The following is a 21,262-nucleotide window of genomic DNA, read 5'->3' on the forward strand; positions in this document are numbered from 1 at the left end:
TGGCGAGCCCGTCGCCACCTCGCACCTGGAGCCCCCTTCTCCCACCATGAGTTCGCGCAACCTGGAAGGTAGACATTTCGGAGTCACCCGGGAACTCCGGAATCAGTACGACGAGGCTCACTCGTCAGGTATCCCCCCGGAGCAGCTCGAGCGCATCCAGGCGCGGGTGAGGGAATTGCTGCCGGCGCTGATGGCCTGGCGCGAGTGCTACCCCGCCATCGCGGCCTCGCGGCTCAAGGCCGCCACATTGGGTTGTGTGGCCACGGATCCGGGCGCCACGCTGGCGCAGCACCTGCTCATCTCCCAGGTGGGGTTGCTGGTGTTCGCCGTGGATGACGTGGCCGATGGGGAGATCGGCTCGCTGCCGGACGAGGCCCTCCACGCGGTGCTCGAGCGCTACGCCCGCACGGCCCGCGCTCCCGAGTCGGAGACGTGGCCGGGTTCCGGGTCTGGCTCTGGCGAGGCCGACTCCATCGGGGGGGCGGTGTGGGACGTGGCGCGAGCGCTCCAGGCGCTTCCCGGCGCCGGGCGCTTCCTGGCGCTCTGGCGGGAGCACTTCGAGCGCATGTGCGCCGCGCACTCGACGGCCCTGCGCGACCAGCGCCACTTCCAGCGCGACGGCACGCTGCCCTCGCTGGAGCACTACCTGGACATGTCGCGGTGGACCTGCGGCGCGCCCATGTACCACGCGGCGGGGCTCGTGGTGCTCGGGCCGGACTACGCGGGCGAGCCCCTCCAGGAGCCCCTCATCGAGCGCGTCCTCTCCGAGATGGCGTGGCTGGGCCGCTGGATGAATGACGTGCGCAGCCTCGAGCGCGAGCGCGCCGAGGGCGGTTTCAACGGCCTGAGCCTGTTGATGGCGGCGGGCCTGTCCGAGGCGGAGGCCGAGCGGAGCGCCGTGGAGCGCGCCGGCCAGCACCTCGAGAACCTGAAGCAGCTCGTGGGCCAGCTCCCCGAGTCCCTGCGGCACTGGGGCGGCACGCTCGTCGCCACGGGCCACTTCAGCCGGATGTTCTACCTGCAGCGCGAATTCCACCACGCGGAGTGACTCTCCAGAAGGTGCCCGCATCACAATGAAACGAATCCAGGATGTCTTGTTCGCGGAGCTGAACTCGTTGGTTTCCGCCTTGGGCTCGCAGGGAGGGCTGATGAGCCCCTCCGTCTACGACACGGCCCAGATGCTGCGCTTCCAGCCTCCGGCGGAGGGGGTGTGGTCCGCGGTGGACTGGCTGCTGGGGCAGCAGAGATCGGACGGGGGTTGGGGAGATCCCGCCATGCCGCTCCACCGCGACATCCCCACGCTGGCCGCGGTGCTGGCGCTGCGCGAGTACTGCATGCGCCGGGAGACCCGCCTGGCCATCCACGACGGCATGGCCTTCCTGCGCAAGCAGGCGTCGCTGTGGTCTTCCATGGACAGGGATGATCTCCCCGTGGGTGGGGAGATCGTCCTGCCCGCCCTGCTGGAGCAACTCGACGGGGACGGGGTGGTGCACATCCCGCGCAAGCCCTACAGCGAGCTGATGTCGTTCGGCGAGCGCAAGCGCGCATCGGTCGCGAGGCTGCCCGCCGTGCCCGGCATGCCCTGGAACCACTGCTGGGAGATCACCGGCACGGATCCGAGGGGGAAGCTCATCGACGGCTCGGGAGGCGTGAGCCACAGCCCGGCGGCGACGGCGGCGTGGGTGAATGAGGCTTCGCATTATCCCGAGCTGGCGGACACCGTCGTGCGGGCGCGCCAGTTCCTGGCCAACGCCGAGCGCGCATGCGGGATGGGCATCCCGGGGGTCACCTCGACCATCTACCCCTTCGAGCGCTACGAGCAGCTCTTCGCGCTCTACGCGCTGCAGATCGGCGGCATCCTCAAGGACCCACACCTGGAGAAGGGGGTGACTCCGATCGTGAAGGCGCTGGCCGGAGCGCTGAGTCCCAAGGGCATCGCCATGAGCGACCACTTCCTGCAGGACGGCGATGACACGGCGGCGGCCGTGATGCTGCTGCACGAGTTCGGCCACCCGGTGGACCTGTCCGTCCTCTACCGCTTCCAGTGCGATGACCACTTCGTCGCCTACGCGGGCGAGATGCACCCCTCGGCGACGGTGACGGCCCGCTGCATCCACGCGCTGCGGGTGATGGGCAAGGACGTGGCCCCCTTCCAGCGCTTCCTGCTGGATCGCCGCGAGCCGGATGGACGCTGGACGGTGGACAAGTGGAACCGCTCGTGGCTCTACACCACGGGCCACGCGGCCATCGCCCTGCTCGGCTCACCGTACGAGCAGGAGGTGCGCGAGGCGCTCGAGGCCGTGATCGTGTCCCAGAACCGCGACGGCGGCTGGAGCACCCACGGGCCGTCCAACCTGACGGAGACGGCCTACGCCGTGCTGATGCTCGGCTACCTGGAGCACGAGGGCGTCACCCACCCCGGCGTCAGCCCGGCGCTCGACCGGGCCTTCGCGTGGATGCTCCGCGAGTACCGCCCCTTCGAACGGCCCGAGAGCAAGGTCCGGGTTTGGATCGCCAAGGAGCTCTACCGGGTGGACCGCATCGACACCATCTTCGAGCTGAGCGCCATGGTCATGCTGGCGCGGCGGCAGGAGAAGGCGCGCGGCGGTGCGCTACGCGCAGCTTGAAGTGGGAGGGCCGCAGCGTCACCGTGAGGACCTCGGGGGGGACCTCCTGTGCGCTGGCCAGCTCGACGTCCAGCCGCTGCACCATCGTGGCCAGGATGAGCTGCTCCTCCATCATGGCGAAGTGGTTGCCGATGCAGGTGTGCGGGCCCGCGCCGAAGGGAAGGTACGCGTAGCGGGGAAGCTGCTTCTCGCGCTCGGGGGTGAAGCGCTCGGGCTCGAAGCGCTCGGGCTCCGGGAAGAACGTGGCGTCGCGGTGGATGATGTACGGCGGCATGAGGATCATCTGTCCCTTGGGCAGGCGGTACCCGCCGACCTCCAGGTCCTTCGTGGGCGCGCGCGCGAGCATGAAGATGACCGGGTAGAGCCGCAGCGACTCCTTGATGACCTGCAGCGAGTAGCGCAGGTGGGGCAGATCCTCGAAGGTGGGGGGACGGCCGCCCAGCACCGAGTCCACTTCCTGCCGCACCCGGGCGAGCACCTCGGGGTGGCGGGCCAGCAGGTACCACGTCCAGCCCAGCGAGAGCGCCGTGGACTCATGGCCCGAGTAGATGGTCATCAGGTCGTCGTGGAGCTGGTCCTCGCCGATGGGCTGGCCGTCCTCGTCTCGCACCCGCACCAGCGAGGAGAGCATGTCCTTGCGCTCGCCGTGGTCCACGCGGCGCTGGCGGATCATCTCGCGGAAGGTCGTGTCGATGGTGTGCAGCGCCTGGCGCACGCGCTTGTTGCGCGGCGTGGGCCACGAGAGGGGAATCTGCACGAGGCTGGAGGTGAGGTATTCGATGTGCTCGAGCGCATGGCCCATGGCGCCGAGCAGCTCGGTCGTCTCGTGGCGGTAGTCCACGTCGAAGAGCGTCTTGCCGATGATGCGCATCGTCAGGGCGGCCATCTCCTTGTGGACGTCGAGCTCCTGCCCGTCGCGCCAGCCGTCGATGGCCTCCCGCGTGTACTGCACCATGGTCTGCGTGAAGTGGGCGAGCTGCTCGCGCTGGAAGCTGGGGGCCAGGAGCTTGCGCTGCTTGCGGTGCGGCGGGCCGTGGATCAGCACGAGACTGTTCTCCCCCACGAGCGGGGTGAAGGTCTTCACCAGCGGGCCGCCATCCACGTCATTGGCGTGCGAGTGCAGGAGGGTGTGCGCGAGGGTGCCGGAGGTCACCACGAGCACGGGCATGGGCCCCACGCGCACGGAGCCGATCTCCCCGCACTTCTCCTTCACGTCCCGGAACAGCTTCAGCCGGTCGGACCGGAAGTCCGACAGGTGTCCCGTCAGGAACTTGCCCGGGAGCTTGGGAATGGGCTTGAGCGTCGTGACGGGGGTGAGCGGCGGGGACGGCTCGGGAGCCGGGGAGGGGGCGCGGATGGGAGCTTCCATGTTGCTGTCTCTGTACCTCTTCCCGGGCGAGGTGACTAGAGCGGTGGGTCATGCGGAACCACCTAACCACATTGCAGGCCGAGCCAGGCGCGCTCGAAGCGGCGGGCGCGCAGGTCCGCGTCCCGGATGAGGAGGTAGAGGTTGCCCGAGTCGCCCCACATGAAGCCGCTCGCGTCGTCCGAGGCGATCTGCCACAGCAGGCTCCACTCGGTGGCACCGGGCTCCAGCTTGCGCGCCTTCGGCGAATCGTAGCCCCGTGAGTCACCGGCATACAGCCCATGGGACACGAGCTGCGCCTCCAGGCGCGCATCGCGCTGCACCCACCACGGATGGCCGCCTACCTGGTGAGCGTGCTCGCCGCCCGTGAGCCGCTCGCGCAGCACCGCGTAGTCCGCTTCCTGCTCCTGGCCCCACTCGTCCGCGGGCAGGGGCGCGCGGCGATCCCACGGGTCCGGCAGGGACAGGCCGGGCCGGGGCTTCAACCGCAGGGGAAGGTCGAAGGCGAGTCCCGCGTCCACCAGCTCCGCGGGCGTCTCGAGCGGCACCGCCTCCGCGCTCCGCGGCGTCCAGACGAGCTTCCACCACGCGCTGTCCTTCGGATCGAACCCCCAGCGCTGCTCGCGCACGTCGTAGAAGAGGGCGAGCACGCCATCACGGGGCAGCTCCGGCAGGGCCTGGCCGCGGCATGCGTCCAGCTCGGCGAAATCGAGCTGGCCCACGAAGACGAGCGGGCCCTTGGGAGCGCGCGGCCACGCCGTACCCGGAGGGACGAGCGGGAAGCCACCGTAGCGGCACCCGGGCAGGGCAGGGTCCTCCTCGTCACGGGCGGTGAAGAGGAAGCACGGGGAGATGGCGGTCTCGATGCGCTCGCGCCAGGCATCCAGCGAGGGGGGCAGAGGGGGCAGCTCGAGCATGGGCGTGGACGCTACCCGAGGGCGTTTCGGGTCGTGATAGGAAAGAGGGCCATGATGACTCGCACGCTCGACCTTGGCGGACCTGTTCACTACATGGACTTCGGAGGCTCCGGGCCGACGCTGGTGCTCGTGCATGGACTGGGCGGCTCGCACCTCAACTGGATGATGGTGGGCGAGAAGCTGGCCCGGCACGCGCGGGTGTTCGCGGTGGACCTGGCGGGCTTCGGCCACACGCCGCTGGCCGGCCGCTCGGCGAGCGTCCATGCGAACCAGGCCCTGCTGGATGGCTTCATCCAGGCGGTGTCCCCGAGCGAGCCCGTCCTCCTGATGGGCAACTCCATGGGGGGAGCCATCTCGGTGCTGCAGACGGCGCGTCAGCCCCAGCGCGTGTCCGGACTGGTGCTGGTCAACCCCGCGCAGCCCCGGGCCGAGGACAGCAAGCTGGAGCGGGCCGTGCTGATGCAGTTCGCCCTCTATGCGATTCCGGGCCTGGGCGAGCTCTTCGTGAAGCGGCGCACGGCGAAGTACGGGCCCGAGAAGCTGGCGCGGGGCATGCTCCAGCTGTGCTGCCGGGACTTGAGCCGTTTCCCGGAGGAGCTGGTGCGGGCGCACGTGGACTTCGCCCGCGAGCGGCACGAGCGCATGCCCTGGTCCAACGACGCCTTCGTCCAGGCGGCGCGCTCGCTGGTGATGCTGCTGCAGCGCAAGAAGCAGTTCCGCGCGATGGAGCGGGGGATTCGCGTGCCCACGCTGCTCGTCCAGGGCACCGAGGACCGGCTGGTGCCGGTGGCCAACTCGCGCGAGCTGGCCCGGGTGCGGCCGGACTGGACGTATGTAGAGTACCCCGGGGTGGGCCACACGCCGATGATGGAGATTCCCGACGCGTTCCTGAGCACCGTGGAGGACTGGCTGGCCGGCGCGGGCCGGGCGGCGGTGGGCGGGAGTGTGAAGGTGGCCAAGGCTTCCTGAGGCCCGGAGCCGGGGGGCGGGTTACACTGGGAGCACCATGAGCGCGCCGAACATCCGCCGTGCCGTTCAGCTGCTTCCCACCGGTGCCACCACCGGCATCGGGAGCCTTCCGCACACGCAGCTCGAGCTGGGCCTCCAGGCCGCGCTCGCGTTGGACATTCCCTTCCTGCCGCAGTTGCCGGTGGGGAGGCCCTCGGAGTTCATGATTCCCCAGGCGCTCGAGGGGCTCCCCGGCCTGCGCTGGGACGACGAGGGCATGTGCACGGTGGACCAGGAGGCGTGGGCCGCGGGGAGCGAGGGCTTCCGGGCGCGGCTGGAGGCGGCGCTGTCCTCGGGGGCGCTGGAGGCCTTCGAGCCCTCGCTGGAGGGCTGCCGGGCATGGCGGCCGTTCCTCTGGGAGGTGGAGAACCGGAAGCTGGCCTTCGCGAAGGCGCAGCTGGCGGGGCCCTTCACGGTGCGCTCGGTGGCGCGCACGAGCGATGGGCGCGCGGCGCTGGACGTGCCAGGGCTGGACGAGGCGATGTTCCGGCTGCTGCTGGCGCGCTCGCTGGCGATGGTGAAGGCGCTGCGCCGGGCGGGGACGACGCCGCTCTTCTTCCTGGACGAGCCGGGCCTCTTCGCCTTCGAGCGCTCCAACCCGAGGCACCTGCTGGCCATGCAGGAGCTGCGGCTGCTGGTGGTGGCGCTGCAACGCGAGGGCGCGATGGTGGGCGTGCACTGCTGCGGCAACACGAACTGGGCGAGCCTGCTGGACGCGGGCCTGGACTTGCTCTCCCTGGACGTGCGGCTGTCGCTGGACGCGGTGCTGGACGAGTCGGAGGCACTCGCGCGCTTCCTGGACTCGGGGGCGGCGCTGAGCCTGGGCATCATCCCCACGGACCTGGCCTCCACGTACGAGGTGGGGGAGCTGGTGGACGCGGTGGAGGTGTCGCTCAAGGCGGCGCTGCCACCGGGACATGCGTTCTCGCGGGTAGGCGCGCAGGTGCTGCTGACGCCGGCGTGTGGCCTGGCCATGCGCACGGTGGTGGACGCCGAGCGCGTGCTCGAGCAGCTCAAGGTGGCGCAGCGGCGGCTCCGCGAGGCGCTGGGGGCCGAGCCGGTGTCGCAGCGGCCCCCCTTCGCGAGCTGAGGACTCGCGGGCTCAGGCCGCGGCGGCTTCGACCGCGGCGGGCAGCTCGAGGGTGAAGGTGGCGCCCTCTCCCGGACCGGCGCTCGTGCAGCGCAGCGAGCCACCGAGCTCCCCGGCCGCGATCGCGCTGATGTGCAGCCCGAAGCCGTGCCCGTCCCGTTTCGTGGTGAAGCCCTGGGTGAAGAGGCGGGACAGGTGCTCCGGCGCGACGCCCACCCCGTTGTCCCTCACCACGATGCACAGCCGCGTTCCGCTCTGCTCCACGCGCAGGGTGAGCTGCTTGTCCTCGCGCCCGCTCTCCAGCAGCGCGTGCTGCGCGTTGCTCACCAGGTTCACCAGGATTTGCAGCAGCTTGTGCCGGTCCACCACCACGGGCCGCACGTCGGAGTACTCGCGCCGCAGCTGGATGCCGGGCTTCTCGAGTGACACGGCGTGCAGGCGCAGCGCGTCGTCGATGAGCTCGTGCACCACCACGCGCTCCAGCACTCCGGCGAAGCGGGCGTGCTGCTGCTGCATGCTCACCACCAGCTTGATGTGCTCCAGGCTCTGGCTCAGCGCCCGCATCTCCGAGAGCACCGACTCCCTGTCCCGCGCGAGCTGCTGGGTGAGCGCCTGGAGGTAGGCCGGGAGCTGCCGGCCCCGGGGGTCGCGGGTGAAGAACGAGCCGAGGTCCGTCTCGTGCTCGCGCAGCAGCTCCACGGTCTTCGTCAGGCCGGGCACGCGCAGGGCGTTCATCCGCTCCGTCACGAGGTTGGCCGACACGTTCACGCTGTTGAGCGTATTGCCCACGTTGTGCAGCACGCCGGTGGCGATCTCCGCCATGCCGGCCATGCGCGACACGTCCAGCAGGTTGCGGTGCATCTCGCTCAGCCGCGTCTCGGCCTCCTTGCGCTGGGTGATGTCCCGGCCGAAGAAGGTGAGCTCCACCACGCCCCCGTCCTCGCCCAGCACGGGGTTGATGGTCGTCTCCATCGTGAGCACCCGGCCTCCCAGCGCGAAGCGTTGCTCGGACCGCACGCGCTGCCCTCCGAGTGCCTCCGAGAGCCGCTCCCACAGGCTCTCGCGCAGCTCCGGGAAGGCGTCGAGGATGGGCTCGCCCGGGCGGGGCTCGCGGCCCTGGCGCTGGAGGAACAACTGGTGCACGGCCTGGTTGGCGGTCATCAGGCGCCCCTCCACGTCGAGCGCCATCACCAGGTCATCCGTGCTCTCGATGAGGCTGGTGAGCTGGCCCTCGCGCTTGCGCAGCATCGACAGGGTCCTGTCCAGCACCGCATGGGACTGCTCGCGCGCCGCGACGTGGAGCCAGTTGAGCGCCCAGCCCCCGAGGAAGGAGAAGCCGGCGACGATGCTCGCCACCCGGGCCCGCTCATCCGGGAAGAGCGGTTGCGACAGGTCGAAGCCCACCTGCTGCAGCGGCTGGAGCAGCACGGCGTTGAGGCTGACGAGGCCGGTGAAGACGAGCCCCATCCGGGCGCCCAGCAGGTAGGCGGACAGGGCGGGCAGCAGCATGTTCGCCGCGTGCGTGGCCGCCAGGCTTCCCATGGAGAAGGAGGCGGCGATGCACCCCGCCGACAGCAGGGAGCACAGCAGCAGCGCGGGCACCCGGGGCGAAGCCGACCGGCGCACCAGCGCCAGCAGTCCCACGTAGCCGGACAGGGCGAGCGGGCCCGCCACCATGTGGAACGCGCGATCAGGGGACGCCAGCCCGGTGATCATCATCTGCACGGCCAGCGCGAGATTGAGCAGGATCGCACCGGTCAGCACCCGGTAGCGGCCGAGCTCCTCCGGCGGCAACTGGCGCTGACGCTCCGACAGGAGCCGGTCCAACCCCTCCAGAAACCACGCTCGCAAGTCCCGGCGCATCTTCTACTCCCCCCATCACCCGGGCGGGGGACAGGTGTCCTCCGCCGTGGGTATCTGGGATGATGACCGATAGAGTCTTGCGAGGGCAAAGCGCCCGTGGATCAGCGGCCGAGCTTCAGCTCACGCTCGGCCTGGTGCCAGTCGTCCTCGTGACGGCCGTGGCCACCGCCGCGCGCGAGGAAGAGCTCATAGGCGCGCCGGGCGATCTGCTCGTGGGTGGGGCCGAGGCGGTTGGCGGCCGCGGCATTGCGAGTCGAGCTCTCCGGCACCTGGTGGGGCGGCGTGTTCTGGTTCGTCTTGGCTTGCGTACGTGCCATGTGGGTCTCTCCTCCGGTAGCAGGAAGACTGCGGCCCGCAGCATCGGCACCTGCCCGGGGAGGGGAAATTGGTCCCGAGTCCGGGAGTTGCCGGAGCGACACGCCGGAGCGGCCCCTGTCGGGTGCCGGACAGAGATCACTCCCGGAGTGCACCGGCGGTGACAGCGGCCTCGAGCGCCTTGTGCATGGCGGTGCTCATTCCGAGCGAGGAGGCTTCCTCGGGGGTGCACCAGCGCAGCTCGCGGAAGGCGGGAGCGTGGGAGGGGCGCGCGCTTCCCGTCACGCGCAGCAGGCGGAGCGAGAGGGCGCGGTGGGTGAGCTGCCGGCGCACGGTGCCGAGGTGTCCGTGCACGGTGACGGGCGTGCCGAGCGCCTCGGCCAGGCGGGTGGCGGAGGTGGTGTCGGGCGTCTCGCCGTCCACCTCGGCGGCGGGCAGCTCCCAGAGGCCGCCGAAGAGCCCCTTCTCCGCGCGGCGGGCGAGCAGCAGCCGGCCCTCGTGGGCCCAGACGGCCACCGCGAGCGTCATCCGCTTGGGGGCGGCGCGCACCTTGGCCGGGGGCAGCTCGTCCACGCGGCCGTGGCGGTACGCGAGGCACTCCTCGCGCACGGGGCACAGCAGACACAGGGGGCTGTCCGGGCGGCACACGGTGGCGCCGTGCTCCATGAGGGCCTGGTTGAAGTCGCCGGGCCGCTCGCCGGGGACGAGCCCGGTGGCGAGCGCCCACAGCCGGGCCTCGCGCGCGCGGTCTCCCGGAGGGCCTTCCACCTCGAAGAGGCGCGAGAGGACGCGGGCCACGTTGCCATCCACCAGCGGGGCGGGCTCGCCAAAGGCGATGGAGGCCACGGCGCCGGCGGTGTAGCGGCCGAAGCCGGGGAGGCAGAGCAGCTCGGCGGCGGTGGAGGGCAGCTTGCCGCCGAAGCGGGCCACCACCTCCTGGGCGGCGCGGTGGAGGTTGCGCGCGCGCGAGTAGTAGCCGAGCCCCCGCCACGCGGCGAGCACGTCCGGCAGCGGCGCGGCGGCGAGCGCCTCCACGGTGGGGAAGCGCTGGAGGAAGCGTTCCCAGTAGGGGATGACGGTGGCCACCTGCGTCTGCTGCAGCATCACCTCGCTGAGCCAGATGGCGTAGGGGTCGCGCGTGCGGCGCCAGGGCAGGTCGCGCTTCTGCCGGTCGTACCACCCGAGCAGGTGGGCCCGCAGCGGTTCGCGGCGGGAGGGCTCGACGAGGGGCTCGGAGGTGGAGGCCTTGCGCTTGCGCGAGGGGCTCATGGCGTCTTCGCGGGGTTGGCGATGCGGCGCGCGACGCGGTCGAAGAGGGACGGCATCCACCGGTTGGCGAGCACCATGACGCGGCCGGGGAGGGTGAGCACCGTCTCGCGGCGCTTGCGGCGGCTGGCGCGCACCAGGGCGGTGGCCACGGCCTTGGAGCTCATGGCGTTGAGGGGGATGGCGTCCTGCTTCCAGCCCTCGGCCTCGAGGCGGGCGTCGCGGAACTCCGTCTCGGTGAGGCCCGGGGAGACGAGCAGCACGGAGATGCCCTCGGAGGCGAGCTCGGCGCGCAGGGACTCGGTGAGGAGGTTGACGGCGGCCTTGGAGGCGCCATAGCCGCCGAGCAGGGGCAGGCCCCGGTGGCCCAGCACGGAGCTGACGTTGATGACCTGCGAGCCGGGAGCGCGCTTGCGCAGCAGGGGCAGGGCGGCGCGGGTGACGCGCACCAGGCCGAAGAAGTTGATGTCGAAGACCTGGCGCAGCTGGGCCTCGCTGAAGCCCTCGACGGGCCCGTAGAGGCCGAGCCCCGCGTTGTTGACGAGGATGTCCAGCCCACCGAAGGCGGCCTCCGTCTCTCGCATGAGACGGACCACCTCCTCCTCGACGGTGACGTCGCAGCGCACGGCGAGCGCCCGCACACCGAGTGCTTCCACCTCGCGCGCGGCGTCCTGGAGCTGGGCCTCGCGGCGCGCGGCGAGCACGAGGTGAGCGCCCTGCGCGGCGTAGGCGTGGGCCGCGGCCCGGCCGATGCCGCTGGAGGCGCCGGTGATGAGGACCACCTTCCCCTGGAAGAGCTTGTTTGCCATGGCGGGGCGCACCTTAGCGGCTGGTGCCGGGCGGGAAAGGACCTGCGGGGGGGGGGCCTGCTCGCCTGTTCCCCTTTCTTGCGGAGCGAGCCCCCGTCTAGGAGGATGCGCGGCTCCCATGGCACGCACCTCATTCACCAACGACTTCTCCTGGTCCAAGAGCCGTCACGAGAAGCTCCAGGAGTGCCTGAGGGCCTACTACTTCTATTACTACCGCTCATGGGGCGGCTGGGAGTCGGGGGCGCCGAAGGAGGTGCGCGAGCTGTACGTGCTCAAGAAGCTGGGCAACCGCTACGCCTGGGCGGGCAGCGTGGTGCACGACGCGGTGAAGGACGCGCTGCTGGACTGGAGGGCGGGGCGCGCGGTGGACCCCGCGAAGGTGGAGGCGCGGGCGCGCAAGCTGATGCAGGACGACTTCCGCCATTCGCGGGGCAGGTCGTACTGGACGCAGAAGTACCGCAAGACGTTCTCCGGCCTGGTGGAGCACGAGTACGACGAGGCGGTGGCGGACGAGGCGTGGAAGCAGAACTGGGAGACGGTGCGCTCGGCGCTGGCCTGGTTCTTCAATTCGCGCTGGCCGGCGCTGGCGCAGTCCCTCGAGCCGGCGCAGTGGCTGGAGGTGGATGCGGGCGCGGACTTCTCCACCTTCACGCTCGAGGGGGTGAAGGTGTTCGCCATCCCCGACTTCGCGTACGTGGACGCGGACGGCTCGCCGGTGGTGGTGGACTGGAAGACGGGCAAGGCGCGCGAGGGCTACGACGAGCAGGTGCTGGGCTACGCGCTCTACGTGTCGCAGCGCTACCGGCTGCCGCTGGAGAAGGTGCGCGCGTCGCTGGTGTACCTCAACGACGGGGTGGAGCAGCAGGTGCAGGTGGACGCCAACGCGGTGGAGGGCTTCAAGGCCCGCTTCGCGCAGAGCGTGTCGCGCATGCGCGAGCTGCTGGCGGACCCGGCCACCAACACGCCGAAGCCCGAGTCCGCCTTCCCGCAGACGGAGGAACTCTCCTCGTGCGTGCGCTGCGCCTTCCGCCGCCCGTGTGGCCGCGAGGCGGCGGCCGCCGCGGTGAAGGTGGCCTGAGGCGGCTCGCGCAGGCGTCTGATGTCACTCGTTGACGTCAACGAGTGATGTGGGTGGATGTGCGATGCTCGTTGACGTCAACGAGTGCAGGGTCTCACCGGCCCAGAGAGAGGCGCCGCACGACGACGCCCGCCGCGTTCATGCCGAACACGGAGGTGACGAAGGCCACGCTGCCGTCGATCTGGTTGCGGTGCTCGCAGGAGTGGAAGTCGTTGTCGTTGGGGCACACGCAGCTGAAGCCGTCATCGGCGTCGTAGCGCAGGGACACGGGCTGGCGGCGCTGCTCGATGGAGTACACGGCGGTGATGCCCGTGGGCCGGTCCGTGTTCACCTCGTACTTGCGCTTGAGCAGCTTGCGGATGTCCTTGGCGAACGGGTCCATGTGCGTCTCGCACAGGTCCTCGACGCGGATGGCCGTGGGGTCCAGGCGGGCCGCGGCGCCCATGGAGCTCACCACGGGGATGCCCAGGCTGACGCAGCGGTGGAGCATGTGCAGCTTCGCCTTCACGTTGTCGATGGCGTCCACCACGTAGTCGTAGCTGCCCGGAGCGAGCAGCTGGTCCGCCAGATCGTCGCGGTAGAACTCGCGCAGGCCCACCACGTTGACGTCGGGGTTGATCTCCTTGCAGCGCTGGGCCATCAGCTCGGCCTTGGGCTTGCCCACCGTCTTGGCGGTGGCGTGGAGCTGGCGGTTGGCGTTGGTGACGCACACGGTGTCGAAGTCCACCAGGGTGAGGTGGCCGATGCCGCTGCGCACCAAGCCCTCGGCGGCGTAGCTGCCCACGCCCCCCAGGCCGAACACCACGACGCGGGCCTTGCTCAGCCGCTCCATCGCCGGGTCACCGAGCAGGCGGCCGGTGCGGTCGAAGCGCCGGTGCAGCTTGAAGGGCTTGGGCTCCGCGGGGGCGGGGGTGCCAGGGGCAGTGGGGGTGGTCTCGGGGGGAGTGGGCTGCGGGTTCATGAGGGGCCTCTATAGCGCGACCGCCTCCCTACCGCGAAGGCAGGGGAAAGGCTTCCCGGAACAGCTTGCGGGCGTTCTCGGTCGTCCGCTGGGCAAGCACCTCCACCGGCTCGCCGAGCACCCGGGCCATGCCCTCGATGACGCGCGGCAGGTAGCCGGGCTCCGAGCGCTGTCCCCGGTGGGGCGTGGGCGCCTGATCCGGGGCGTCCGTCTCGGCCATCAGCCGGTCCGGGGGAATGACGCGCAGGGCGTCCAGGGGCTTGCGGGCCTCGGCCCAGGTGACGGGGCCCGCGAAGGAGAAGTAACAGCCCTTCTGGATGTAGAAGCGCGCCAGGTCCGCGCCCCCGCCGTAGCTGTGCATGAGCACCCCGGCCTCGGGCAGGGGCTCCTGCTTGAGGAGCTCGATGAGGGCGGGGTGGGCGCGGAAGCAGTGCATCAACACGGGCAGGCCATGCTTGCGCGCGAGCCCCAGGTGCCGCCGCAGCACCGCCACCTGCCGCTCCATGGGGGCACCCGCGGCGGAGGGCCCGTCCAGCCCGCACTCGCCCACGGCGATGGCGCCCCCCTGGGAGAGGAGCGCGTCCAGTCGCTCGAGGTGCTCCTCGTCCTCCTCGGGAGGGAGTTCCGGCAGCAACTGGGGATGGATGCCGAGTCCCACCTGGAGGCGCGGCTCGGCGCGGGACATGGCGAGCAGGGGCTCCCAGTTCTCCGGGCCCACGCCGGGCACGAGGATGCCGTGCAGTCCGGCGGCCCAGGCCCGGGAGAGCACGTCGTCCCGGTCCGGGTCGAAACGCGATGCGTCGAGGTGGCAGTGGGTGTCAATCATCGGAAAGGTCCGGTGGCGTTTGGTTCATCCGGCGTTCAGCCCGAGACAGCGGGCACGGTGTGGAGCTCGAAGTCCTCTCACGGGGGCTCGAAGGGAACCTATACGCACGCGGCGGATTGGAGGGTGCATATGACCACGCGTGTTGTTCTGGGTGCGCTGATGGGCGCGCTGATGATGGTGGCGACAGGCTGTTCCGAGGAGTGTGTCGATCAATTCGACTGCATCAACAGCAAGGGAAACGCGGGCGAGGGCAAGGAGTGGACCTGCACCGACAACAAGTGCCAGCTCCGGGAGACCACGCCTCCGGCCGGTGACGACGCGGGCACGCAGACGGACGCCGGGACGCAGACGGATGCCGGCACGGACGCGGGCACGCAGACGGACGCGGGGACGGAGACGGACGCGGGCGTGATGACCGTGGCCGAGGGCGCGGCCTGCACGACCAACGAGAGCTGCATGGCCGGCCTGTTCTGCGAGGACTCGGGGGGCACGAAGAAGTGCCAGCCGCTCCACATCGCGGTGACGGCGGCCGCGGCGGGCGGCGGGAGCGCGACGGATGCGGTGGTCGTGCGCTACAAGAACCCGGGCTCCGAGCCGCCCACGGGCACCGCCACGGCGACGAAGCTCAGTGAGAGCACCACCGGCTCGAGCCGCTTCCCGCGCTGGAGCCCGGACGGCACCGCGGTGGCCTTCGTGCAGGAGATCTCCGGCAATGACGTGGAGCTCGAGCGGCGCAACCTCCCGCTCGCGGCGGGCAATACGACCGCGCTCACCACCGGCACCAACGCGGGGGGCACCATCGACTTCCGCTACATGGAGTGGGAGCCCGCCTCCCGCATCGCCTGGAGCACGACCACGAAGACGGGCAGCAGCGAGTCCACCTCGGGCATCAAGGCGATTGCCGGCACGGGAGGCACCGTCGAGGACGCCACCAGCGAGGGCGTCTTCCCCTCATGGGCGGCGGACGGCAACAGCTTCGTCTACAGCCAGAACAGCATCGGCCTGAAGAACAAGACGCTCGGTGGAGCGGACAGCCCCGTGAGCGGTTCGACCGCCACCAGCGAGCAGCCGCTGCACAACAAGGCCCATGGCGTCCTGCTCTTCCTGGATGCGAAGGGCAATGTGGAGACGATCGGGGGCGTGTCCACGCCGCTCGCGGAACTCTACACCCTCAATCCCGCGGCCACGGGCACGCCGGCTCCCGTGGCCGTCGCGAACGCCACCAGCGTGGACATCATTTCGGGGACCACGACCGGTCAGCTCAAGTCCTTCATCGCCAACCACACCTGGGCGCCGGGCGGGACGCACGCCGCCTACGTCCGGGTGTACTACTTCAAGCCCACCGTGGGGGAGGCCGCCCTCTGCTCGGCCGGGGCCGAGTGCCAGAGCCGGCCGGCCAACGTCATCTTCGTGCGGCGCATCGACGCCAGCGGCACCCCTCAGGGCACGGAGATGGAGCTCGCGTCCGAGGCCACGCTGCCGTCGTTCTCTCCGGACGGCCGCTTCATCGCGTACCTCTCCGGCGGCAAGCTCCGGGTGCAGCAGATCAACCCCGAGGCCACCGACGCGGCTTCGCTCAAGGGCTCCTTCCCCCTCATCACCCACTCGTGGAGCGGCGTGCAGAGCGGCCGTGGCGACGACCACCGTCCGCGCTGGCAGCCGCGGTAGTCCGCTGTAGAGCGGGGTAGGGCCAGGCGCCCGCGTTCCGGAGCTTTCCCGGGGCGCGGGCGTTCTCATGTGCACACTCCCGCGCCGCGGGCGCTCCGCCGCGTCCGAGGACTTGCCTCCCGAGCCCGGGCGACGTACTCAGGCGCCCCCGTTTCCGCGCTCCGCTCTGGATGGGGAGGACTTGAGATGAAGCTCCACGCCGCGCTCATTCTGCTGGCCCTGGCGGGCTGCGCCACCGTGTCGTCGCCGCGCTCGCGTGATGCCGGGCCCGTGGCGGGCAGTGGGGGCCCTGCGGGAGACGTGCGGGAGGCGGCCGAGCCGGTGCGTCTGGAGACGCCCGCGGGGACCTTCCTCGTGCACCCCAACAACGCCGAGGACCTCGCCAAGGCGCTGGCGGGACAGCCCACGGACAAGCAGTACTACTCCGTCACGGACGCGCCCTGAGGGCCTCCGCGCGGGCTCACCACTTCCCCGGGGTGGGGGAGGGGAGACTCAGCCCACCAGGACGATGCGCCGTCCGAGGGCCCGGGTCATCTGTGCCGAGGTCACCAGCTTCAGCACCTCGACGCTCTCTCCGCCGGCCGTGTCGAAGGCCGCCGCGATGAGCTCCCCCACCGTGAGCAGCGCCGGGGAGGCCTTGCGTTGCGTCGCCCGTCGGGGCGCGGGCATGACGCGCCGTCCCTGACGTTTGACCGAACCGTGCTTGCGTGTCGCCGTCTTGGCCATGGTGTCCTCCCACCCGCACCGCGTGGGTTGCTGGACTGATACGGCCAAATGGATTGCACGCAGCGTGCCAAGGGCTCGTCCGCCTGCTCCCATGGGAATTCAGGTATTTGCGGTCATCACTTGCCTCGCACCCGGGGGAGGGATTCCAAATTTCGTTCACTCTTCCCAGGGGAATGGCTCGTTTCGTCGAGTCTTTTCGTCCACATCGGACAGCGGAGTCAGGTAAGGCCAGGCCATGAACGTCCAGGTGCTCTTCCACGACAGCTGCTTCGACGGGGCCGCGAGCGCGGCGGTCTTCACCCGCTTCTATCGCGAGCGCGTCCGGGCGGATGCCCGCTTCAGCTACCGGGGCCTGTCCCACCAGGCGGGGGGCGCGCCCATCGACGCCGCCGTCTTCACCGGAGACGAGAACGCCATCGTCGACTTCCGCTACAGCCAGGATTCGCGGCTCACCTGGTGGTTCGACCACCACGTCTCCGCCTTCCAGCAGCCCGGCGACGAGGCCCATTTCCGCGCCGACACCAGCGGCCACAAGTTCCACGACGCGCACCGCAAGAGCTGCACCGTCTACCTCGCGGACGTGGCGCGCGAGCGCTTCGGGTGGGACTCCTCGCCCATGGCGGAGCTCCTCCACTGGGCGGAAATCATCGACGGGGCGCTCTTCCCCAACCCGGAGATGGCCGTGGCGCTGGAGGAGCCCGCGCTGCGCATCATGACGGTGCTCGAGGCCAACAAGGACCCGGCCCTCATCCCCCAGGTGATTGAGCGCATGCAGACCGAGCCGCTGGCCTCCCTCGCCGCCTCGCCGCTCATCGCCACGCCGCTCGCGCCGCTGCTCGAGCGCCACCGCCGCCACATCGACTTGGTGCGCACCAGGGCCCGCTACGACAAGGGCGTCGTCTCCTTCGACCTGGCCGACGAGGGCGTGGACAGCCTCAACAAGTTCATCGCCTACGCGCTCTACCCCGAGGCCCGCTACACGCTGTGGGTGGGGCAGGGGCCCTCGCGCGCCAAGGTGTCGCTCGGCTCCAACCCCTGGCGCCAGCGGGAGCGGCGGCACGACCTGGCCGCCATCGCCTCGCGCTACGGCGGCGGGGGGCACCCGGTGGTGGCCGCCATCAGCTTCAAGGCCGGGGAGATCGCCCGCGCCCGTTCCGCCTATCTGGAAATCCTGTCCGAGCTGTCTGTTTAATCGCGAGACGCTACATTTTGCGAGCCTCGCAAAGTTTGCGGGGCTCCTGGCCGCAACACTTGCGGTGATCGCAAACCAACACTCGTCGTTTCAGGGGGTTGGCAGGCGGCCCGCCGTTTGCTGGTCGTTGAGGCCGTGCACGGGTTTGTCCAAGGTTTTCAGTCAGGACGTAAGACGCGGCATCTGGCTGATCCAGCGGCCCTGGGAGGCGCGAGCAACCGGGCGATGGCTTGCCCGATAATAGACGTACTCGGGTCTTCCTGGGATTTTGGCGCCGCGAGGACGGCTCCCGGGCCGGGTCGGGCGCACCTCGTGAGACGGTTTGCTTCTGCTCGGGGCATTGAGGGATTCTTCTGCCTGGCGGAGGAGTCGCGCGGTGGGCGGCTTGCGTCCAGGGCGGTGGGGGCTCCTTGGCCTTCCGTAATACAAGAATTGTTTGCTTTTAATGTAAAGCCGGGTACCTTGAACTCCCGTACAGAGTCGGCGGAATGAACAACCACGTCAATCCAGCGAAGCACGCACGACGGGCCCGGGGCTTCACGCTCCTCGAGGTGATGATCGTGGTGGCCATCCTGGGCGTGCTGACCGCGCTGTCGGTGGTGACATACGACGCGGTGGGCAACCGGGGCGCGCTGCAGAACGCCGCCTTCGATTTGCAGAGCACGATGTCGGTGGCGCGCACGCGGGCCATGTCGCGGGGCTACCCGGTGTGGGTGGTGTTCTTCTCGAGCGCCAACCGCAAGGGACAGACGGGCGGGGACGGGGCGTTCATGGTGGTGGAGGATCGCTCCAGCCGCTTCGTGCGCAACCCCGTGACGCTCTACTCGCTGGAGCTGAAGCCGACCGCGACGAGCAGCCGGGACGAGCTGACGGGGCAGGTGGTGGAGTCGGGCGAGGTGTCCTCGGTGTACTTCCTCGACGACTACAACAAGAAGGTGCGCTTCGGGGCGCTGAAGCCCGGACGCGTGGGCCTGTTCGGCGCGCCCTTCACGGCGCTCGCGGTGCAGACGTGCAGCTTCTGCTCGGCCGCCGGCTCCCTGCAGGGCGCCATCGCCTTCTCCCCGGATGGCGGCGCGCGCTTCTACGACGGCGGCGGCAACCCCGTCTCCGGCACCAATCACTCCCTGGCCCTCAGCAGCGTGGATGGTCTCAAGCAGCAGATCTTCGCCATCTCTGGCCCCTCGGGCTACATCGCCGCTTTCAGCCCGGATAAACCGTAGCCCGGAGGTATTGCCGTGGACTCCACCACCCGCCGTGTCCGCCGCAACCGTGCCGCCCGCCGCGGCGTGTCGCTCATCGAGGGGATGACCGCCTCCGTGGTTCTGCTCATCGCCCTGGTGGGCATCTTCCAGGGCCTCATGGTGGCCAGCCGGCAGAACTCGCTGGCCAACCTGGCGACCCGCGCCTCGGGCATCGCCTCGCAGGTGCGCGTGGCGCTGGACACCCTGGGCCGGGATCGCGTGGTGGGCGTCACGGGCACCCCCGGTCTGCTGGCCGGCTCGGCCTGCTCGACGGACCCGGCCGTGCGGGTGCTCGCCGGCGGGATGGAGAGCCTCAAGCCGGCCACCGGCGAGGCCTGGGCCGTGAAGTGCATCTTCGACATGGATGCCTCCGAGAAGGCGCTGACGGCGGCCAACCGGTTGCTCCCCAGCTACTCGGACTCGGACTTCAGCCGCTACCGCCGCATCCTGGTGGTGATCGAGAAGCCGGACGAGCTCACGGGCGTCACCATGCACCAGGTGACCGTCGTGGTATCGTGGATGGAGCTGGGCCGCCGCCGCTTCGTCCGGCAGTACTTCGGCTTCTACGATCCGGGCCCCTTCGGTAACGAAACCAACGTCGAGATTTGATCGCTTCGGACATGGTTCCTTCGAACTCCCCCATGGCGCGCAGGGCGCGCGGCTTCACCCTCATCGAGCTCCTGGTGGGGACGGTGACGACGGCCATCATCCTCACCGCGGTGGCGGCGACGTTCGTGGGAGTCCAGGGTTCCTATCAGACCGAGGCGCGCATCAAGGTCTCCGTGGAGGGCATGCGGACGGCGACGAACTTCATCGAGCAGCGGCTGCGCATGGCGGGCTACGGGGTGGATCCCCGCTTCGCCTTCGACTTCGACGTCACCACCGCGGCGCTGCCCTCGGCGACCAAGTCCAACTACCACATCGTGCTCGGCAAGGGCCTGCCCGACTCCATCACCGACGACCTGGCCTTCCGCTACCGGGACGCGGCGTGGATGCGCCGGGGCATCTACGCGGCCGGCATCCAGCTGGACAGTGGCACGTTCGGCATGGGCTTCTCCGCGGGCCAGCGCTTCATCGTCTCGTGCGTGGGCGGCAAGGACTACGTGGTGGTGAAGGCCACGAGCGCGGTGAGCAGGACCTCCACCTCGCTCTCGGGCACGGTGGACACGGCCCTCACCCCCGCCGCGTCGATCGGGGCCCCGTGTCTGACCCGGACGGGCGACAACCTGCCCTACGTCATGCTGCTGCACGAGCTGCGCCTGCGTATCATGCTCATGGATGGCCGCCCCTTCCTGGTGGCCCTCCCCAGCCTGGACTCGCTGGACACGACCACCGCCGTGCCGTTGGCCGCGGACGTGGAGTCCTTCCAGGTGGCCTACGTGATGAACCGGCCCTCGCCCGTCAGCACCAACAACGGCCTGGCCGCCGTGGACGCGAGCTCCCCGGTGAAGAACTGGGTGCTGGGCGACGCCGACAGCGCGGCCACGGACCGCGTTCCGGATCCGCTCGCCTCGCCGGCGCCTCTGTACACGTCGGCCTATGAGGATCCCTCCCGGTTCAACCGGCACCCGGCCAACATCCGCGCCGTGCGCTTGAGCATCTCCGTGCGCTCGACGAGCCCCGAGGCCAGCAAGCGCCGCGCCTTCGCGCGCCTGTCCCTGGAGGACTCGGGGGAGGCGGCGCCCGAGGATGGCTTCTATCGGACCAACATGACCACGACGGTGCGCGTGCCGAACATGCTGTCGCGCTCCGCCTTCAATCCTCCGGTGGGTGGTGAAGATCCCGCCGGCAACGTGTGGGGAGGCTGAACCATCATGACCTTGAGGACGAGTTTCCCCCGCGGTAACGCCCTGCTGATCACGCTCATCGCCATCTCGGTACTGATGGTGCTGGTGGTGGGGGCCATCCAGTTCACCAACGCCAACCGCGAGGCCACCACCGAGAAGCTGCGCGGGGATCGCGTCACGGCCTGCGCGGACGCGGCGCGCCGCCACCTGCTCTCGCGCCTGAAGCTGTACGGCTCGTCCTCGAGCTTCCAGCTGCTGGACACCAAGCTCATCGATGATCCGGATCCCGCCGCGCGCTCGCAGATGGTGACGGGCCACTACGGCGCGGCGGCGACGCCCACGGTGGTGTCGGTGAACCCGGCGCAGATGGGCGCTTCGGACCGCCAGGTGGTGGACGTCTCCAACAAGCTGCTGGCCAACGGCGGCTTCCTGGGCGGCCAGTACTACCGCGTGGTGGTCAAGTGTCAGGAGAGCTCGGGCCGTGAGTCCGAGGTCGAGTTCCTGTTCCGTTACGGTCTGTGA

Annotated in this window: 21 protein-coding genes; 12 read left to right on the forward strand and 9 right to left on the reverse strand. The window is 70.2% G+C overall.

The features are described 5' to 3' along the window. Positions 1-46 precede the first annotated feature (46 nt). Together ACJ8AN_RS21070 and ACJ8AN_RS21075 are read left to right on the forward strand one after the other, a co-directional pair. Entirely contained in the window at positions 47-1,048 is a 1,002-nt protein-coding gene (locus tag ACJ8AN_RS21070; RefSeq protein ID WP_407757196.1) for a terpene synthase family protein, read from the forward strand. 100 nt (positions 1,049-1,148) lie between these two features. After that, positions 1,149-2,627, forward strand: a complete 1,479-nt coding sequence (locus tag ACJ8AN_RS21075; RefSeq protein WP_407757197.1) for a hypothetical protein — start codon at positions 1,149-1,151, stop codon at positions 2,625-2,627. On the opposite strand, the gene ACJ8AN_RS21080 is transcribed toward ACJ8AN_RS21075, so the two are convergent. Then, positions 2,572-3,996: a cytochrome P450 gene (locus ACJ8AN_RS21080; RefSeq protein ID WP_407757198.1), complete on the reverse strand. Its 1,425-nt coding sequence runs from the start codon at positions 3,994-3,996 to the stop codon at positions 2,572-2,574. The genes ACJ8AN_RS21075 and ACJ8AN_RS21080 overlap by 56 nt on opposite strands. Before the next feature lie 62 nt (positions 3,997-4,058). Continuing rightward, complete coding sequence (locus ACJ8AN_RS21085; protein WP_407757199.1) at positions 4,059-4,910, reverse strand: YwqG family protein; 852 nt, start codon at positions 4,908-4,910, stop codon at positions 4,059-4,061. Between the two features lie 51 nt (positions 4,911-4,961). On the opposite strand from ACJ8AN_RS21085, the gene ACJ8AN_RS21090 reads away from it, so the two are divergent. Beyond that, a complete protein-coding gene (locus tag ACJ8AN_RS21090; RefSeq protein ID WP_407757200.1) occupies positions 4,962-5,879 on the forward strand; it encodes an alpha/beta fold hydrolase in 918 nt (305 codons plus the stop codon). 37 nt (positions 5,880-5,916) lie between these two features. Further along, entirely contained in the window at positions 5,917-7,008 is a 1,092-nt protein-coding gene (locus ACJ8AN_RS21095; protein WP_407757201.1) for a hypothetical protein, read from the forward strand. A 12-nt stretch (positions 7,009-7,020) separates the two neighbouring features. Here the strand turns inward: ACJ8AN_RS21095 and ACJ8AN_RS21100 are convergent, their stop codons facing one another. The 4 genes from ACJ8AN_RS21100 to ACJ8AN_RS21115 form a co-directional block, all read right to left on the reverse strand. Continuing rightward, positions 7,021-8,859 (reverse strand): sensor histidine kinase, encoded by a 1,839-nt coding sequence (locus ACJ8AN_RS21100; protein WP_407757202.1) that lies wholly within the window; start codon positions 8,857-8,859, stop codon positions 7,021-7,023. Between the two features lie 113 nt (positions 8,860-8,972). After that, the gene (locus ACJ8AN_RS21105; RefSeq protein ID WP_407757203.1) at positions 8,973-9,188 is read right to left on the reverse strand and encodes a DUF2934 domain-containing protein; all 216 of its coding nucleotides are present in this window, start codon (positions 9,186-9,188) and stop codon (positions 8,973-8,975) included. A 136-nt stretch (positions 9,189-9,324) separates the two neighbouring features. Continuing rightward, positions 9,325-10,455 (reverse strand): A/G-specific adenine glycosylase, encoded by a 1,131-nt coding sequence (mutY, locus tag ACJ8AN_RS21110; RefSeq protein WP_407757204.1) that lies wholly within the window; start codon positions 10,453-10,455, stop codon positions 9,325-9,327. Continuing rightward, on the reverse strand, positions 10,452-11,261 hold the full coding sequence (locus ACJ8AN_RS21115; protein WP_407757205.1) for an SDR family oxidoreductase: 810 nt from the start codon (positions 11,259-11,261) through the stop codon (positions 10,452-10,454). Before ACJ8AN_RS21115 ends, mutY begins: the two co-directional genes overlap by 4 nt. Before the next feature lie 118 nt (positions 11,262-11,379). Between ACJ8AN_RS21115 and ACJ8AN_RS21120 the strand changes: the two genes are divergently transcribed. Continuing rightward, positions 11,380-12,339: a PD-(D/E)XK nuclease family protein gene (locus ACJ8AN_RS21120; protein ID WP_407757206.1), complete on the forward strand. Its 960-nt coding sequence runs from the start codon at positions 11,380-11,382 to the stop codon at positions 12,337-12,339. A gap of 94 nt (positions 12,340-12,433) precedes the next feature. Here ACJ8AN_RS21120 and ACJ8AN_RS21125 read toward each other — a convergent pair whose 3' ends face one another. After that, a complete protein-coding gene (locus tag ACJ8AN_RS21125; protein ID WP_407757207.1) occupies positions 12,434-13,300 on the reverse strand; it encodes a ThiF family adenylyltransferase in 867 nt (288 codons plus the stop codon). A 28-nt stretch (positions 13,301-13,328) separates the two neighbouring features. Beyond that, a complete protein-coding gene (locus ACJ8AN_RS21130) occupies positions 13,329-14,126 on the reverse strand; it encodes a TatD family hydrolase (protein WP_407757208.1) in 798 nt (265 codons plus the stop codon). A gap of 129 nt (positions 14,127-14,255) precedes the next feature. Here ACJ8AN_RS21130 and ACJ8AN_RS21135 point away from each other — a divergent pair, with 129 nt between their 5' ends. Further along, positions 14,256-15,794, forward strand: a complete 1,539-nt coding sequence (locus ACJ8AN_RS21135; RefSeq protein WP_407757209.1) for a TolB family protein — start codon at positions 14,256-14,258, stop codon at positions 15,792-15,794. A 186-nt stretch (positions 15,795-15,980) separates the two neighbouring features. Then, entirely contained in the window at positions 15,981-16,238 is a 258-nt protein-coding gene (locus tag ACJ8AN_RS21140) for a hypothetical protein (RefSeq protein WP_407757210.1), read from the forward strand. A 48-nt stretch (positions 16,239-16,286) separates the two neighbouring features. On the opposite strand, the gene ACJ8AN_RS21145 is transcribed toward ACJ8AN_RS21140, so the two are convergent. Continuing rightward, positions 16,287-16,463 carry a hypothetical protein gene (locus ACJ8AN_RS21145; RefSeq protein ID WP_407757211.1) on the reverse strand — a complete coding sequence of 59 codons (177 nt, stop codon included), beginning with the start codon at positions 16,461-16,463 and terminating at the stop codon, positions 16,287-16,289. A 292-nt stretch (positions 16,464-16,755) separates the two neighbouring features. Here ACJ8AN_RS21145 and ACJ8AN_RS21150 point away from each other — a divergent pair, with 292 nt between their 5' ends. The 5 genes from ACJ8AN_RS21150 (at position 16,756) to ACJ8AN_RS21170 (ending at position 21,262) form a co-directional block, all read left to right on the forward strand. Then, positions 16,756-17,712, forward strand: coding sequence for a hypothetical protein (locus ACJ8AN_RS21150; RefSeq protein ID WP_407757212.1), 957 nt, complete (start codon positions 16,756-16,758; stop codon positions 17,710-17,712). 488 nt (positions 17,713-18,200) lie between these two features. Continuing rightward, entirely contained in the window at positions 18,201-18,932 is a 732-nt protein-coding gene (locus ACJ8AN_RS21155; RefSeq protein WP_407757213.1) for a Tfp pilus assembly protein FimT/FimU, read from the forward strand. Positions 18,933-18,947: 15 nt separating this feature from the next. Continuing rightward, complete coding sequence (locus ACJ8AN_RS21160; protein WP_407757214.1) at positions 18,948-19,562, forward strand: hypothetical protein; 615 nt, start codon at positions 18,948-18,950, stop codon at positions 19,560-19,562. 11 nt (positions 19,563-19,573) lie between these two features. Further along, entirely contained in the window at positions 19,574-20,761 is a 1,188-nt protein-coding gene (locus ACJ8AN_RS21165; protein WP_407757215.1) for a PilW family protein, read from the forward strand. A gap of 6 nt (positions 20,762-20,767) precedes the next feature. Continuing rightward, positions 20,768-21,262 carry a hypothetical protein gene (locus ACJ8AN_RS21170; RefSeq protein ID WP_407757216.1) on the forward strand — a complete coding sequence of 165 codons (495 nt, stop codon included), beginning with the start codon at positions 20,768-20,770 and terminating at the stop codon, positions 21,260-21,262.

This window comes from Archangium sp., from assembly GCF_045802675.1.
Lineage (GTDB): Bacteria > Myxococcota > Myxococcia > Myxococcales > Myxococcaceae > Archangium.

Bases quoted from the DNA above. Each gene is read 5' to 3' on its own strand.
- ACJ8AN_RS21070 (WP_407757196.1), top strand. From the start codon at position 47: ATGAGTTCGCGCAACCTGGAAGGTAGACATTTCGGAGTCACCCGGGAA.
- ACJ8AN_RS21075 (WP_407757197.1), top strand. From the start codon at position 1,149: ATGAGCCCCTCCGTCTACGACACGGCCCAGATGCTGCGCTTCCAGCCT.
- ACJ8AN_RS21080 (WP_407757198.1), bottom strand. From the start codon at position 3,996: ATGGAAGCTCCCATCCGCGCCCCCTCCCCGGCTCCCGAGCCGTCCCCG.
- ACJ8AN_RS21085 (WP_407757199.1), bottom strand. From the start codon at position 4,910: ATGCTCGAGCTGCCCCCTCTGCCCCCCTCGCTGGATGCCTGGCGCGAG.
- ACJ8AN_RS21090 (WP_407757200.1), top strand. From the start codon at position 4,962: ATGATGACTCGCACGCTCGACCTTGGCGGACCTGTTCACTACATGGAC.
- ACJ8AN_RS21095 (WP_407757201.1), top strand. From the start codon at position 5,917: ATGAGCGCGCCGAACATCCGCCGTGCCGTTCAGCTGCTTCCCACCGGT.
- ACJ8AN_RS21105 (WP_407757203.1), bottom strand. From the start codon at position 9,188: ATGGCACGTACGCAAGCCAAGACGAACCAGAACACGCCGCCCCACCAG.
- mutY (WP_407757204.1), bottom strand. From the start codon at position 10,455: ATGAGCCCCTCGCGCAAGCGCAAGGCCTCCACCTCCGAGCCCCTCGTC.
- ACJ8AN_RS21115 (WP_407757205.1), bottom strand. From the start codon at position 11,261: ATGGCAAACAAGCTCTTCCAGGGGAAGGTGGTCCTCATCACCGGCGCC.
- ACJ8AN_RS21120 (WP_407757206.1), top strand. From the start codon at position 11,380: ATGGCACGCACCTCATTCACCAACGACTTCTCCTGGTCCAAGAGCCGT.
- ACJ8AN_RS21125 (WP_407757207.1), bottom strand. From the start codon at position 13,300: ATGAACCCGCAGCCCACTCCCCCCGAGACCACCCCCACTGCCCCTGGC.
- ACJ8AN_RS21130 (WP_407757208.1), bottom strand. From the start codon at position 14,126: ATGATTGACACCCACTGCCACCTCGACGCATCGCGTTTCGACCCGGAC.
- ACJ8AN_RS21135 (WP_407757209.1), top strand. From the start codon at position 14,256: ATGACCACGCGTGTTGTTCTGGGTGCGCTGATGGGCGCGCTGATGATG.
- ACJ8AN_RS21140 (WP_407757210.1), top strand. From the start codon at position 15,981: ATGAAGCTCCACGCCGCGCTCATTCTGCTGGCCCTGGCGGGCTGCGCC.
- ACJ8AN_RS21145 (WP_407757211.1), bottom strand. From the start codon at position 16,463: ATGCCCGCGCCCCGACGGGCGACGCAACGCAAGGCCTCCCCGGCGCTG.
- ACJ8AN_RS21150 (WP_407757212.1), top strand. From the start codon at position 16,756: ATGAACGTCCAGGTGCTCTTCCACGACAGCTGCTTCGACGGGGCCGCG.
- ACJ8AN_RS21155 (WP_407757213.1), top strand. From the start codon at position 18,201: ATGAACAACCACGTCAATCCAGCGAAGCACGCACGACGGGCCCGGGGC.
- ACJ8AN_RS21165 (WP_407757215.1), top strand. From the start codon at position 19,574: ATGGTTCCTTCGAACTCCCCCATGGCGCGCAGGGCGCGCGGCTTCACC.
- ACJ8AN_RS21170 (WP_407757216.1), top strand. From the start codon at position 20,768: ATGACCTTGAGGACGAGTTTCCCCCGCGGTAACGCCCTGCTGATCACG.